This is a genomic window from Bacillus sp. MM2020_4 (assembly GCF_011250555.1).
In the GTDB taxonomy this organism is placed as follows: Bacteria; Bacillota; Bacilli; order Bacillales; family Cytobacillaceae; genus Neobacillus.
On sequence record NZ_JAANMZ010000028.1, the window covers coordinates 1 to 14,718 of the forward strand.

16 protein-coding genes and 2 rRNA genes are annotated in these 14,718 nt (G+C 40.5%); 17 read left to right on the top strand and 1 reads right to left on the bottom strand.

Translation table 11 applies throughout. The annotated features are described in order from the left end of the window. The 12 genes from G6554_RS16535 to rsmI form a co-directional block, all read left to right on the top strand. A 23S ribosomal RNA gene (locus G6554_RS16535) occupies positions 1–109 on the top strand; the annotation flags it as partial. Between the two features lie 71 nt (positions 110–180). Then, positions 181–297: ribosomal RNA gene (gene rrf, locus G6554_RS16540) — 5S ribosomal RNA — on the top strand. 209 nt (positions 298–506) lie between these two features. Beyond that, positions 507–725 (top strand): sigma factor G inhibitor Gin, encoded by a 219-nt coding sequence (locus G6554_RS16545; protein ID WP_166243815.1) that lies wholly within the window; start codon positions 507–509, stop codon positions 723–725. Between the two features lie 272 nt (positions 726–997). Beyond that, positions 998–2,437, top strand: a complete 1,440-nt coding sequence (locus tag G6554_RS16550; RefSeq protein ID WP_166243817.1) for an aminotransferase class I/II-fold pyridoxal phosphate-dependent enzyme — start codon at positions 998–1,000, stop codon at positions 2,435–2,437. Between the two features lie 28 nt (positions 2,438–2,465). After that, positions 2,466–3,101: a dTMP kinase gene (gene tmk, locus G6554_RS16555; RefSeq protein ID WP_166243819.1), complete on the top strand. Its 636-nt coding sequence runs from the start codon at positions 2,466–2,468 to the stop codon at positions 3,099–3,101. 100 nt (positions 3,102–3,201) lie between these two features. Continuing rightward, positions 3,202–3,531, top strand: a complete 330-nt coding sequence (locus G6554_RS16560) for a cyclic-di-AMP receptor (RefSeq protein ID WP_166243821.1) — start codon at positions 3,202–3,204, stop codon at positions 3,529–3,531. A 36-nt stretch (positions 3,532–3,567) separates the two neighbouring features. Then, positions 3,568–4,575, top strand: a complete 1,008-nt coding sequence (holB, locus tag G6554_RS16565) for a DNA polymerase III subunit delta' (RefSeq protein ID WP_166243823.1) — start codon at positions 3,568–3,570, stop codon at positions 4,573–4,575. Next, on the top strand, positions 4,568–5,395 hold the full coding sequence (locus G6554_RS16570) for a PSP1 domain-containing protein (protein ID WP_166243825.1): 828 nt from the start codon (positions 4,568–4,570) through the stop codon (positions 5,393–5,395). Before holB ends, G6554_RS16570 begins: the two co-directional genes overlap by 8 nt. 12 nt (positions 5,396–5,407) lie before the next feature. Beyond that, on the top strand, positions 5,408–5,791 hold the full coding sequence (yabA, locus tag G6554_RS16575) for a DNA replication initiation control protein YabA (protein WP_166243827.1): 384 nt from the start codon (positions 5,408–5,410) through the stop codon (positions 5,789–5,791). A 56-nt stretch (positions 5,792–5,847) separates the two neighbouring features. Beyond that, a complete protein-coding gene (locus tag G6554_RS16580) occupies positions 5,848–6,591 on the top strand; it encodes a methyltransferase (RefSeq protein ID WP_166243829.1) in 744 nt (247 codons plus the stop codon). Continuing rightward, positions 6,578–6,865, top strand: a complete 288-nt coding sequence (locus tag G6554_RS16585; RefSeq protein WP_166243831.1) for a GIY-YIG nuclease family protein — start codon at positions 6,578–6,580, stop codon at positions 6,863–6,865. Before G6554_RS16580 ends, G6554_RS16585 begins: the two co-directional genes overlap by 14 nt. Next, on the top strand, positions 6,843–7,724 hold the full coding sequence (rsmI, locus tag G6554_RS16590) for a 16S rRNA (cytidine(1402)-2'-O)-methyltransferase (protein WP_166243833.1): 882 nt from the start codon (positions 6,843–6,845) through the stop codon (positions 7,722–7,724). The genes G6554_RS16585 and rsmI overlap by 23 nt, the downstream gene beginning before the upstream one ends. Positions 7,725–7,761: 37 nt before the next feature. On the opposite strand, the gene G6554_RS16595 is transcribed toward rsmI, so the two are convergent. After that, entirely contained in the window at positions 7,762–8,046 is a 285-nt protein-coding gene (locus G6554_RS16595) for an AbrB/MazE/SpoVT family DNA-binding domain-containing protein (protein ID WP_166243835.1), read from the bottom strand. Positions 8,047–8,516: 470 nt separating this feature from the next. Here G6554_RS16595 and metG point away from each other — a divergent pair, with 470 nt between their 5' ends. The 5 genes from metG (at position 8,517) to rsmA (ending at position 14,678) form a co-directional block, all read left to right on the top strand. Continuing rightward, complete coding sequence (metG, locus tag G6554_RS16600; RefSeq protein ID WP_166243837.1) at positions 8,517–10,472, top strand: methionine--tRNA ligase; 1,956 nt, start codon at positions 8,517–8,519, stop codon at positions 10,470–10,472. Positions 10,473–10,676: 204 nt separating this feature from the next. After that, positions 10,677–11,447, top strand: coding sequence for a TatD family hydrolase (locus G6554_RS16605; protein ID WP_166243839.1), 771 nt, complete (start codon positions 10,677–10,679; stop codon positions 11,445–11,447). A gap of 232 nt (positions 11,448–11,679) precedes the next feature. Beyond that, a complete protein-coding gene (locus tag G6554_RS16610; RefSeq protein ID WP_166243919.1) occupies positions 11,680–12,861 on the top strand; it encodes a G5 and 3D domain-containing protein in 1,182 nt (393 codons plus the stop codon). A 385-nt stretch (positions 12,862–13,246) separates the two neighbouring features. Continuing rightward, positions 13,247–13,807: a ribonuclease M5 gene (rnmV, locus tag G6554_RS16615; RefSeq protein ID WP_166243842.1), complete on the top strand. Its 561-nt coding sequence runs from the start codon at positions 13,247–13,249 to the stop codon at positions 13,805–13,807. Beyond that, positions 13,800–14,678: a 16S rRNA (adenine(1518)-N(6)/adenine(1519)-N(6))-dimethyltransferase RsmA gene (rsmA, locus tag G6554_RS16620; protein ID WP_166243844.1), complete on the top strand. Its 879-nt coding sequence runs from the start codon at positions 13,800–13,802 to the stop codon at positions 14,676–14,678. The genes rnmV and rsmA overlap by 8 nt, the downstream gene beginning before the upstream one ends. Positions 14,679–14,718: the final 40 nt, after the last annotated feature.

Sequence of the window (14,718 nt, forward strand, 5' to 3'; positions counted from 1 at the left end):
TAGCGCAAGCTAGTAAGAACCCTGAAAGATGATCAGGTTGATAGGTCAGAGGTGGAAGCGTGGCGACATGTGGAGCTGACTGATACTAATCGTTCGAGGACTTAACCATTTGATTATTCGTTTTTACAAACTTCTTCTGCATTATCTAGTTTTGAGAGAACGATCTCTCAATTAAATTAGTCTGGTAATTATGGCGAGAAGGTCACACCCGTTCCCATACCGAACACGGAAGTTAAGCTTCTCAGCGCCGATGGTAGTTGGGGCATGCGCCCCTGTGAGAGTAGGACGTTGCCAGGCACACGAAGAGGACAATCTTTTACAGATTGTCCTCTTTCTTTTTTTTATAAAAGTGAGGGTTTCGGTAAAAAAGTACGAAGTGTTTTGAAAGAAAACACGAATAGACATACACCCAATTGCTACGTACGACATATTATAATAAGGGATGCCCGGGGCAAGATAATTCAAAAAATTGTATACAAATGAGTGAAGAGGGACAGAATGGGTGTATGGAGGTGGAGGAATTGAGTTCATTTTTAGCACATAAACAGTATGTAGAGACATGCGTTATTTGTGAAAATCTAAAACCAAAAGGCATACATCTATATACGTCTTTTATTTGTACAGAATGTGAAAATGATTTAATTCAAACAGATACAAATGACCCAAAATATAAATACTTTTTAAAGCAGCTTAGAAAAATAACAAATCCTGAAATTTTTTCCTAACAAGTCCTTTTGGGCTTTATTTTTTTTGGAAAAGGGGCGGAGCGCCGCAAAAGCGAATCAAAATATCCTGTGTATTTGGAATATACAGGTTTCACTAGAAAGTTAAGTTAAGTCTAGCTCTGCTCACACCGCCTTTATTATGTTAGGTTGGCTCTTTCGGTAAATTTTGTTGTAAAAGTTGGAATGGGGCACTTTAGAAGTTTTCACCAAAAAATAGGAAAGGCTATCGTTTTTTGCTAAAATAGATGAGACTCTTAGAAGGAAGATAAACCATGAAAACTCAATCGAAGAAACCTTTATACGAAGCATTGGTGGAGCATGTAAAAAAGAAGCCTATTTCTTTCCATGTCCCCGGACATAAATATGGCCGTATCAATCAATCAGATGATTGTCGCCTTTTTGAACAAATATTACAAATTGATGCAACGGAGCTAACAGGGTTAGATGACCTGCATTCCCCTGAAGGGGCAATTTTAGAAGCGGAGACGCTTCTGGCTAAGCTTTATCAAACAAAGGAAAGTTTTTTCCTTGTGAATGGATCAACCGTAGGTAATCTCGCGATGATTTTGGCAGTCTGCACAGAAGGGGCACAGGTCCTTGTCCAAAGAAATTGCCATAAGTCCGTCTTAAATGCTCTTAGACTGGTGAAGGCAAGACCTGTTTTTCTTGAACCGGACTATGATCAGGAATGGAAGATAGCTGCGGGTGTTAGTGTAGAGACGGTTAAACAAGCAATGAATCTTTACCCGAATGCCAAAGCAATCATTTTAACGTATCCGAACTACTATGGAATGACCTATGATCTACAAGGAATTATTGATTTGTGCCATCTTCATCAGATTCCGGTATTGGTTGATGAGGCACATGGGGCACATTTAATAGTCGGGGAGCCTTTCCCGCCGTCTGCTGTTCAGTTAGGTGCTGACATTATCGTGCAATCGGCACATAAGACACTCCCAGCCATGACAATGGGTTCTTTTTTACATGTGAATGGCAATTTGATAAGAATGGAAAAGGTTAAGGAGTATCTTGGAATGCTCCAGTCCAGCAGCCCATCATATCCCATTATGGCTTCCTTGGACATAGCCAGACATTACCTAGGTACATATGAACAAACGGATTTATCCTTTTTGCTGGCCGAAATTAGGCACTTTAAAGAGGCGCTAGCCAAAATTCCGGCAATAAAAGTATTAGACTTTCCAAACAGTCACGGTGACTTTTTGAAAATTACTATTCAGACTAGGTGTGAGCTAAATGGATTTGATCTTCAAAGAAGATTTGAAGATGCTGGTATTTATACTGAATTAGCCGATCCATATAATGTGTTGTTTATTCTCCCGTTAGTAAAGGATGGACAGCATTTTCCGTTGGCAGAGGCAGCAAACAAAATAGAGACAGCTCTTCAAGGTTTGTCTAATTATAAGGTTATAGATGAACTCATTATGGATGGTCAAAAGATTTCCCAACTCGCGGTTCCTTATGGTGAAATGGAGGATTTAGCAGAGGAAATGGTATCTATTGGGGAAGCAGCCCGATGTATTTGTGCGGAGATGATTATCCCCTACCCACCAGGGGTTCCATTGCTTTTAAGGGGAGAGAGAATTACGAATGAAAAACTTAATCAACTAAAATGGCTGTTACAATCCGGAGCGAGGTTTCAAGGTAGCTTCGACGTAAAACAGGGGAATATAAAGATTTTAAAGACAACGTAAGTGAAAACATTTTGGAGGTTTTAGTTACATGAGCAACGGAACATTTATTACATTTGAGGGCCCGGATGGTGCGGGAAAAACAACCATTCTTACTATGGTGGCAAAACAGTTTTCGGACGCTTTAGTAACTAGGGAGCCAGGCGGTATTGAAATAGCGGAGCAAATCCGCCGAGTTATTTTAGATAAAGGAAATACGGCAATGGATCCGCGAACGGAAGCGCTGCTTTACGCGGCTGCACGGAGGCAGCATTTAATAGAAAAGGTAAAACCTGCATTAGACGCGGGTAAAGTAGTTCTATGTGACCGGTTTGTGGATAGTTCATTAGCCTATCAAGGCTATGCACGCGGTTTAGGAATGGATGAGGTATTGACAATTAATCAATTTGCCATTGAAGACTTAATGCCTGAGCTGACCATCTATTTCGACATTGACCCCGAGTTAGGTCTGAAGCGGATTAATAGAAATAAAGGAAGAGAAATTAATCGGCTGGATTTAGAGGATCTTGATTTCCACCAAAAGGTAAGAGAAGGATACCATTTATTAATGGAGCGCTTCCCTAATAGAATTGTTCGGATTGATGCCTCAGGAACTGTTGAGGAGGTCTATCAAAAAACGCTGCAGCTAGTAGAAGGGAAATTAGCAGAAAAAAGGCCTTCCATCTAAGGCCCTTTTTAATTTTGCTCTGTTTAAAAAGGTATGCCGTACAATAACCTGTTATAATAAAGATAGAGTTGTACAAACAAAAGGGAGAGGGTGTTTTCAAATGAAACTCATTATTGCCGTTGTTCAAGACCAGGATAGCAATCGTTTATCTAAAGCGTTAGTCGATTATAATTTTAGAGCGACCAAATTAGCTAGTACAGGTGGATTTTTGAAGTCGGGAAACACCACGTTTATGATTGGAACTGAAGATATCCGGGTTGACCGGGCTCTCCAAATTATTAAGGAAAACTGTAAGTCGAGAGATCAGCTTGTAGCCCCTGTTTCACCAATGGGTGGTAATGCTGACTCGTATGTCCCATATCCGGTTGAAGTCGAAGTGGGCGGAGCAACAGTATTTGTCTTACCAATTGAGCAATATATGCATTTTTAGTATTGCTGATATTCCTATAGATGGTGAGTGAGGAACATGGTAAAAACATGGGATCAACTAGAAGAGCTGCAGTGGACAGTATTGAAAATGTTAAAAAACAGCTTACTGAAAAATAGAGTGGCCCATGCGTACCTTTTTGAAGGCATAAGAGGGACAGGGAAAAAGGAAGTTAGTCTATTACTGACAAAAGCACTTTTTTGCGAGTCGTTACTTGCAGGCTATAAACCGTGTGAGTCATGTACTAATTGCCGACGCATCAATAATGGAAATCATCCTGATGTTCATATCGTTGAACCTGATGGGTTATCGATTAAGGTTGACCAAATTAGAAATCTACAAGCGGAGTTTTCCAAAAAGGGTGTCGAATCCTCAAGAAAAGTGTATGTCATAGTCCATGCAGATAAAATGAGTGTGAGTGCATCAAATAGTTTGCTAAAGTTTTTGGAGGAACCAAGTCCTGGGACAGTTGCCTTCCTATTAACAGAACAACTGCAGCAAATATTGCCAACCATACTTTCTAGATGCCAAGTATTGGCATTTCGTCCGTTAGCTCCCCAGGTAATGGTGAAACAGCTACAAGAAAATGGCGTTGAACCGGCTAAGGCACCACTGCTGGCACAGTTAACGAATAATCTGGATGAGGCCCTCAAATTAAATGTCGATGAATGGTTTGCACAAGCCCAAAAAATAGTGGTAAAATTATATGAGGTGTTGAGAAAAAACCCCCTTGAGGCAATGGTAACACTCCAGGGTGATTGGTTTCTGCACTTTAAGGATAAAGAACAGATTCAACGTGGTTTAGACCTTTTACTTCTTATTTTTAAGGATTTACTTTATATACAATTAGATAAGCAGGAGCAAATTGTTTTCATAGAAGAAAGAGAGCGGTTAAAACAATTTGCCTTGCAAACATCTGGACGGCGCTTATCGGATCAAATGTCAGCTATTCTTGATGCAAAAAGGAAGCTGCAGGCAAATATGAATCCTCAGCTGATGATGGAACAGCTTGTGTTAAAAATTCAGGAGGGATCTTCATTTGTATGATGTTGTAGGAGTTCGCTTTAAAAAAGCGGGGAAAATCTATTATTTTGATCCTGGAGACCTCTCAATCGAAAAGGATGACTTTGTGATTGTTGAAACGGTCCGCGGCGTTGAATACGGGAGGGCAGTTATCGCCTGTAAACAGGTAGAGGAGCATGATGTGGTTCTTCCATTAAAAAAGGTGGTTAGAATTGCTGACCAGAAGGATCGCATGATTGTCGAAGAAAATAAGCAGGCAGCCCAAGAGGCATATGAGGTTTGTAATGAAAAGGTGAATGAACATCAGCTGGATATGAAGCTAGTGGATGTTGAATATACATTTGATCGAAATAAGATTATCTTCTACTTTACTGCTGATGGAAGAGTTGATTTCCGTGAGTTGGTCAAAGATTTAGCAGCTATTTTTCGGACACGCATTGAATTACGCCAGATTGGCGTCCGTGATGAAGCGAAGATGCTTGGTGGTATTGGCCCATGCGGCCGAATGCTATGTTGTTCAACCTTCTTAGGTGATTTCGATCCTGTCTCTATTAAAATGGCGAAGGATCAAAACCTTTCATTAAATCCTACAAAAATATCCGGTTTATGTGGCAGATTGATGTGCTGCTTAAAATATGAAAATGATGAATATGAAGCCGCAAAAGAAGCTTTGCCTGATTTAGGGGAAATCATTGAAACACCGCAGGGTGCAGGAAAAGTGGTAGGACTAAATATATTAGAGCGGGTACTTCAAGTGGAACTTAAGGAACAAGACCGAGTTCTGGAGTATACCTTGGAAGAAATTATTAAAGAAGGTGCCTTTTCTATACAGTCCACAGATTAAGAGGTGTGCGCCGTGGATAAAAAGGAAATATTTGAATCAGTGAGTAATATGGAAACGCAAATTGGCCATCTTTACCAAAAACTCGGAGAATTAAAGCAGCATTTAGCTGAAATACTCGAAGAGAATCATTATTTAAAGCTGGAAAATGAACATCTGAGACGCCGTTTAGATGTATCAATTAAAGAAGAAAAGAAAAAAACAGAGAATAAAAAAGCCGAAGGGGGCCCTGCCCATCAGGAGGCTTCTCCAGGGGAAAAGCTCTTTGATATTGGAGAAGGGTACGACAACCTTGCCCGTCTTTATCATGAAGGGTTTCATATTTGTAATCTTCATTTTGGAAGTTTGCGAAAGGAAGGAGACTGTTTATTCTGCCTTTCTTTTCTTAATAAGAAATAACCTAAAGGGGCTGATAAAATCAGCCCTTATTTTCATATTAGAATAGGATGGTTTTAGTGGTAAATTTGAAAGATGATGAACGACTCGATTATTTGCTTGCCGAGGATTTGAGGATTATTCAAAGCCCATCCGTTTTTTCCTTTTCACTCGATGCTGTATTATTGGCCCGGTTTGTATACGTACCCATTCAAAAGGGGAATTTAATTGATCTCTGCAGCGGTAATGGGGTAATTCCCTTATTTTTAAGCGCCCGCACAAGAGGGACTATAATTGGCGTTGAAATACAAGAGCGTTTATATGATATGGCAATCCGAAGTATTGAATATAACGGGCTTCAACAGCAGTTACAGATGATTCACGGTGATATTAAAGAGATGTCCAAACAATTAGGCTTTGGCAAGTTCGATGTGGTTACTTGTAATCCACCCTATTTTACGACTCCTTCAAGGGACGAAATCAATCCTAATGAACATCTGGCTATCGCGCGCCACGAAATCCTGTGTACACTTGAGGATACGATTAAGGCTTCAAGTCAATTGGTGCGGCAGGGTGGAAAAGTGGCCTTTGTCCATCGCCCGGGCCGGCTTATCGATATCATTACATTGATGAGGCAGTACAGGCTCGAACCAAAGCGGATTCAGTTTGTTTATCCAAAGCTAGGTAAGGAAAGCAACACGGTTTTAGTTGAAGCAATAAAGGACGGCAGTCCAGATTTAAAAATCCTGCCACCACTCATTGTTTATAATGATGCAGATGAATATACACCTGAAATCAGAGGGATTTTATATGGAGAAGAGTGAACACTTTTTTTATGTGGTAACATGCAGGGACGGGAGTCTTTACGCGGGTTATACAAATAATCTTGAACGCCGCATTATGCTTCATAATAAGGGGAAAGGGGCGAAATACACACGTAGCAGGGGTCCTGTAGCGCTTACCTTTTATAAAGGGTATGACAATAAAAGTGATGCGATGAGTGCGGAATATTATTTTAAAAAGTTATCTCGTAAGCAGAAAATAGAGTTTTTAATGGAAGAAATGGGTGGATATCATGTGGCAGCAGAAAAGTTTTGAAAATGAGGAGCATAAAGGAATTCTTTATTTAGTTCCAACTCCCATTGGGAACCTTGAAGATATGAGCTTTCGAGCAATAAGAATCTTAAAAGAGGCAGATGTAATTGCTGCTGAAGATACAAGAAATACAAAAAAACTCTGCAATTATTTCGAGATTGATACCCCTGTTGTTAGCTATCATGAGCATAATAAGGAATCAAGTGGGGAGAAACTGATTCAAAAAGTGAAGGAAGGCCAAAAGGTGGCTGTTGTTAGTGACGCTGGCATGCCTGCGATTTCTGATCCCGGCTATGAGCTTGTGATGGAAGCGATTAGTGAAAAAATGACAGTTGTCCCATTACCGGGTGCAAATGCGGCACTCACAGCCTTAATTGCCTCGGGAATCTCCTGCCAGCCTTTTTATTTTTATGGATTTCTTAATCGCAGTAAGAAAGACAAACGAGCGGAATTGGAAGTTTTGAAAAAGCAAATGGCGACGCTTATCTTTTATGAATCTCCGCATCGATTAAAAGAAACCTTATCGATTATGCTGGAAATCCTCGGTAACAGAAAAATAGCAATTTGCAGAGAATTAACCAAAAAATATGAAGAGTTTATTCGCGGAACCCTGGAGGAAGTTATTGCTTGGGCGCAAAAGGATGAAATCCGCGGGGAATTTTGTATTCTTATTGAAGGGTCTGATGTACCGGCAGAAGAGGACAGCAATACCTGGTGGCAGCAGCTGTCACTTGAGGAACACATCAACCACTACATATCGGTAAAATGCTTATCATCGAAAGATGCGATCAAACAAACTGCAAAGGACCGCGGGTTAAGTAAGCGGGAAGTTTATCAAGCGTATCATATAGACAATAACTAAAAAAACTCCAGCACATGATCAGTGCTGGAGTTTGTTATTATTTCGCTAGTTCAAAATTCTTTTGAATTTCTTCAATTAATTGTTCTGCACCTTCGCGGCTTAAAATTAATTTACCGCCGGCAAGTGACAAATTATCGTCAGAAACTTCACCAGTTACTTGGCAAGTCATGTTTGGCTTATATTTTTTTAAGATGATGCGCTCATCATCCACATAGATTTCAAGAGCGTCCTTTTCAGCAATTCCAAGAGTACGTCTTAATTCAATCGGAATAACCACACGACCTAATTCATCAACTTTACGAACAATACCTGTAGACTTCATAATTTGATCTCCTCTCGTATACACACATATTAGTAATCTATTTTTTTCATTCGTCATTATTCGACAAATTTCTTATAAATTTATAATACCAGTACTTCCCATATTCGTTAATTATTTTATTTTGAAAAATAACAAGAAAATATTACCAATAAGCGTTTGCTGATTTAATAGGGTTTACCCTAATGCTGAGCCAATCAAACTAGTATAATAATACTATTGTAGAATGAATTTTCAGCAACAGCATTTTGGGGAAAATTCGACAAAATTCTACATTCAGCACCTTTGTCCCTTATAGACTTCGATGGTTCCTTCCTCTTTATGGGTGTATTAGGAAGAAATTTATAGAAATTGGAAATACGCTAAAGACACTTTCTTGCACAAAAGTTCATTTTTCGGTATATTTTGATGATAGAAGCAGCAAAAAGAGGCAATAATGTTTGAATGGGGCTTGCCTATTGGAGGGAAAAGAAATGGCGGAAAAATTAAGGACATTTTATCTGACAACACCGATTTACTATCCAAGTGGAAATTTACATATTGGTCATGCTTACACCACCGTTGCCGGTGATGCTATGGCTCGTTATAAGCGGATGCGCGGTTTTGACGTTATGTATTTAACGGGAACAGATGAGCACGGACAAAAGATTCAGCGTAAAGCGGAAGAGAAGGGAATTACTCCGCAGCAGTATGTTGATGAAATTGTTGCCGGTATTAAAGAACTTTGGAATAAGCTTGATATTTCTTATGATGATTTTATCCGGACTACGGATGAGAGACATAAACAAGCGGTAGAGAAGATTTTTGCAAGACTGCTTGAGCAGGGGGATATTTACCTTGACCAGTATGAAGGCTGGTATTGTACGCCGTGTGAATCCTTTTTTACAGACCGTCAGTTAGTAGATGGAAAGTGTCCGGATTGTGGCCGTCCGGTTGAAAAGGTAAAAGAAGAATCCTACTTTTTTAGAATGAGTAAATATGTTGATCGTCTATTAAAGTACTATGAGGAAAACCCTGACTTCATCCAGCCGGAATCGCGAAAAAATGAAATGATTAATAATTTTATCAAGCCTGGCTTGGAAGATTTAGCGGTATCTAGAACAACGTTTGATTGGGGCATTAAAGTCCCTGGAGATCCGAAGCATGTTATCTATGTTTGGATTGATGCCCTTTCAAATTATATAACGGCGCTTGGCTATGGAACCGAAAATGAAGATAAATATTTAAATTACTGGCCGGCAGATGTGCACCTTGTAGGCAAGGAAATTGTCCGTTTCCATACGATCTATTGGCCAATTATGTTGATGGCATTGGATGTACCACTTCCTAAAAAAGTGTTTGCTCATGGCTGGCTGCTGATGAAGGATGGGAAAATGTCCAAATCAAAAGGGAATGTCGTAGATCCTGTCACCTTGATCGACCGCTATGGTCTCGATGCGCTCCGTTATTATTTATTACGGGAAGTACCTTTTGGAGCAGATGGCGTATTTACACCGGAGGGCTTTGTCGAAAGAATTAATTTTGACTTAGCCAACGATCTTGGAAACTTGTTAAATCGAACAGTTGCGATGATCGAAAAATATTTTAATGGCGTGATTCCGGACTATGTAGGTTCTGTCGGTGAATTTGATGAGTCACTCCTTCAAATCAATCGTGAAACTGTTGTAAAATACGAAGAAGCCATGGAAAAAATGGAATTTTCAGTGGCGCTTACTTCCATTTGGCAATTGGTCAGCCGAACAAATAAATATATTGATGAAACAAAACCGTGGGCCTTGGCTAAAGATGAGGAACGTAAAGGGGAACTTGCAAGTGTTATGGTTCATTTGGCAGAATCATTGCGTCAAACTGCTATCCTTTTACAGCCGTTTTTAACCCGTACACCTAACGGGATTTTTAAACAACTGGGCATACAGGATGAGAACCTTAAAACATGGGATAGTCTTGAACGCTTTGGTGTGATTTCAAGTGGAATAATGGTAGAAAAGGATGCACCGCTATTCCCAAGACTTGAAATTGCTGACGAAGTGGCATTCATCAAAGAAAAAATGCAGGGGTCAGCACCCGTTGTAGAAGAAAAGAATGAAGAAAAACCAGAGGAAATCGATGAAATTGCTATTGATGATTTCATGAAAATTGATTTGCGGGTAGCTGAGGTTATTCAGGCAGAGCCGGTTAAAAAGACGGATAAGCTGCTAAAGCTGCAACTTGATCTTGGTTACGAAAAGCGCCAAGTTGTATCGGGAATTGCCCAGTATTATAAACCGGAAGAACTGGTCGGCCGGAAGGTTATTTGTATTACTAATTTAAAGCCAGTTAAATTACGTGGTGAATTGTCACAAGGAATGATCTTAGCGGGATCAAAGGACGGTCAGCTCTCCGTAGCAACTGTTGATCAAACATTGCCAAACGGTTCGAAGGTAAAATAATTTTTTAAAAAGCGTCTAAATAAGACGCTTTTTCCTTTGAGAGGTGTCTAGTTCCGGCGCCCCTGGGCAAGGTGCTTCCACTTTTCATTGTTCCACGTGAAACAAATTACGTGGTATTTCCCTTTTTTTGTTTGAATTTTGACATTAGAAGGCAGTACATGCACAATTTAAAGAAAAAAATAGAAATGAGGGTTTGATCATCATATGTTATTCGACACACATGTCCATTTAAACGATGAACAATTTAACGAAGATTTAGAAGAGGTCATTTTAAGGGCACAAAATGAAGGTGTTGCCAATATGGTTGTCGTTGGATTTGATCGTCCCACGATCCAAAGAGCGATGGAGCTTACGGAAAAATATGCGTTTATTTATGCCTGTGTTGGCTGGCATCCAGTTGATGCCATTGATATGACGGATGAAGATTTAGTATGGATTGAGGAACTCGCATCACATCCAAAGGTAGTGGCCATCGGTGAAATGGGCCTGGATTATCATTGGGACAAGTCTCCAAAAGAAATCCAAAAGGAGGTTTTCCGCAGACAAATCAGACTGGCTAAAAAAGTAAAGCTACCAATTGTGATTCATAACCGTGAGGCAACAGCAGATATCATGGAAATCTTAGAGGACGAGGGGGCGGCGGAGGTAGGCGGCATTATGCATTGCTTTAGCGGCAGCCCTGAAATAGCAAGGAAATGTGTGGAGATGAACTTTTATATTTCTCTTGGCGGCCCTGTTACCTTTAAAAATGCAAAAAAGCCAAAGGAAGTAGCGGCAGAAATTCCATTAGATAAACTGTTAATTGAAACGGATTGCCCGTACTTAGCCCCCCACCCATACCGTGGAAAACGAAATGAACCCGGGTATGTAAAATTAGTTGCTGAGGAAATTGCCGAAATAAAAGGATTGACATTTGCGGAAGTAGCGGAGGCAACGACACGAAATGCTAAAAAATGTTTCGCCATAAACTGCTAAAGGATTTTGTCGAAGACACAAGAAGCTTGTCCAAATCTTTTCAGATAACAAAAAGTTCTACACGTCTCCTTTTCAACATAGGATAACCATGTCGATAAGTTTTTCTTTGCAAAATTTCTAGGTTTGTGCATAATTAGAAATACCTTTACAGGGTATGCAAGGATTGACAGCCGACAGCATGGTACTAAATCTCTCTCTAGAAAAGGAGGCGTTTTTCATCGTATTCAAACACATGAAAAACCTGGTTTCCGAGTCTTTGAGCAGAAGGGCATTGACCATTGCTTTTGCTAGTTTTGTAGTTTTGCTAACAGCTCTAGGCGTTCTTTTATTTGAAGGATCAAAGAACACAGTGGCGATTACACTTAATGGCAAGCCTGAGGTCGTAAAAACGCATGCAGATACCATCAAGGAACTATTAGATGATCTGGATGTGCCCATCCGCTCACAAGATCACTTGTCTCCAAAGGCAGATACGAAGGTGAAGGATCACCTTAAAGTTGTTTGGAAGCAGGCAAACAAGGTTCACATTGTAAAGAACAACGAGAAAAAAACGATCTGGACGACAGCCGGAACAGTGGCTGAGCTTTTAAAGGAGCAGAAAATTGTATTAAAGGAACAGGATGAAATTACACCAAGACCACAAACGGCAATCAAAAATAAGATGAATATTGAAATAGATCCCGCATTTCATCTTACATATGTGGACGGAGGCAAGGAGCAACAAGTGTGGACCACTTCGGCTACGGTCGCTGACTTTTTAACACAGCAGGGCATCAAACTAAATGAATTAGACCGAGTTGAACCATCATTAACAGAAGCCGTTCCAGAGAATGGTGTTGTTAACGTCATTCGCGTAGAAAAAGTCACCGATGTAGTGGAAGAACCAGTTCAATTTGCCGTGGTAACAAAAAAGGATGAAAGTTTAGAAAAAGGGAAAGAGAAAATTGTCACCCCCGGCAAGCATGGCAGGGTATCTAAAGAATATGAAGTCATGCTTGAAAATGGCAAGGAAATATCAAGAAAATTGCTCAATGAGCAAAGTATTACGGCAAAACAAGATAAAGTTGTGGCTGTCGGAACGAAGGAATTAGCGATGCAGGTTTCACGTGGTGCAGAGGAAACAGGAACAGAGTTTTACGTCACGGCAACTGCCTATACAGCGTATTGCAACGGTTGTTCTGGTCATACGGCAACGGGTCTTAATCTCCGCTCAAATCCGAATATGAAAGTCATAGCGGTTGACCCAAGAGTGATCCCTCTTGGAACAAAGGTGTATGTGGAAGGCTATGGCTATGCTGTAGCTGCCGACACAGGCGGAGCGATTAAAGGGTATATCATTGATTTATTGATGCCTTCCAATGCGGAAGCATACCGCTGGGGACGGAAGAAAGTAAAGATAAAAATCTTGCAATAATTCATGTAAGTGCAGAGGGATATTTCCTCTGCATTTTGCTTTTTTTAAGATTTTCTTTATACTTACTATCGAAACATCATTTGTTTTTCTTTAAAAATAAGAAGGTATAAATCTCGGCTTTGAGAATTGTCCAGCTCCAGCACCCTAGCGGCTAGTGTCCTTCGCCCTCCGCCCTACGATAAGTCAACATCGATTCGCCTCCGGCTCATCGTGTTTCCTTTATCTCAGTTGGAGCGCTCCAGGCCATACGCCGCTGAACAGGGCGCTTCCGCTTTTCTTTACATTGTATGAATTCATTTAATAATATAGACGATGGACATTACAAAAATGTTTCAGTTATTTTTCATTTTTTACTACTTTTATTACGGAGGATTTCAGTTTTAATATGAAGATTAAAGAAATAATCGTCGTAGAGGGAAAAGATGATACGACAGCGATTAAACGATCAGTGAATGCAGACACGATTGAGACGAACGGCTCTGCAGTTAATCAGAGTACCATTGAAAGCGTAAGGCGAGCCTTAGAAACACGAGGCGTCATTATTTTTACCGATCCTGACTATCCGGGTGAAAAGATTAGGAAGACGATTGCTGCAGCAGTTCCAGGCTGTAAGCACGCTTTTCTAACAAAAGAGGCGGCTATTGCTAAAAACGGCAGGGGTCTTGGCGTGGAGCATGCCAGTCCAGATGCGATAAGAGAAGCCTTAAAGGATGCTCAAATCATGCATGAAAACATATCAGAGGAAATTACGCAGGAGGATTTACTCACAGCTGGCCTCATCGGTGGTGACGGGGCAAAGGAAAGAAGAATCCTGTTGGGGGAATTTTTAAAAATTGGTTATACAAACGGAAAACAATTACATAAGCGTTTAATGATGTTTCAAATCAGCAAACAGGAATTTGCAGAAGCACTAGGCGCTGTATGCCAGGAGGAACACAATGAATAAAGACATCGCTACCCCTGTACGAACAAGGGCCATTCTCGAAAAATATGGGTTTTCTTTCAAAAAAAGCCTTGGTCAAAATTTCTTGATTGATACGAATATATTAAAAAAAATCGTAAGCTTCGCTAATCTTGATGAGAATGCCGGAGCAATAGAAATCGGCCCGGGAATAGGTGCTCTAACCGAGCAGCTTGCCCGCACAAGTAAGAAGGTTGTTGCGTTTGAAATTGATCAAAGATTATTACCAATCTTGCAGGATACGCTGTCACCCTATGAAAATGTGAAGATTATTCATAAAGATGTACTAGAGGCAGACGTTCAAGTGGTGATGGATGAAGAATTTACAGGAATGGATGATGTCATGGTTGTGGCAAATCTACCCTATTATGTGACAACGCCCATCATCATGAAGTTGCTTGAGGACCACCTACCGATTCGCGGGATTGTTTGTATGCTGCAAAAAGAGGTTGCTGACCGGATTTCAGCCAAGCCTGGTACAAAAGACTATGGCTCGCTTTCGATTGCCATCCAATACTACACTGAAGCTGAAACGGTAATGATTGTCCCTAAGACCGTCTTTGTCCCTCAGCCAAATGTTGATTCAGCCGTCATTAGGCTGACCAAGCGTGAGCGGCCAGCTGTGTCGGTTAAAGATGAGGCATTCTTTTTTCAAGTGACAAGATCCTCCTTTGCGCAACGGAGAAAAACGATACTCAACAACCTAACAAGTCAGCTTCCTAATGGGAAACAAAAGAAAGAGGAAATCCTTGCCGCCTTAGATGCGAGTGGAGTCGAACCTTCCAGAAGAGGCGAGACCCTTTCTCTAGAGGAATTTGGCCGGTTAGCTGACGAACTATATCCACATTTCCATTAGACCCCTTTTTAGGGTCTATTTTTTGTCTTTCTCCAGCACC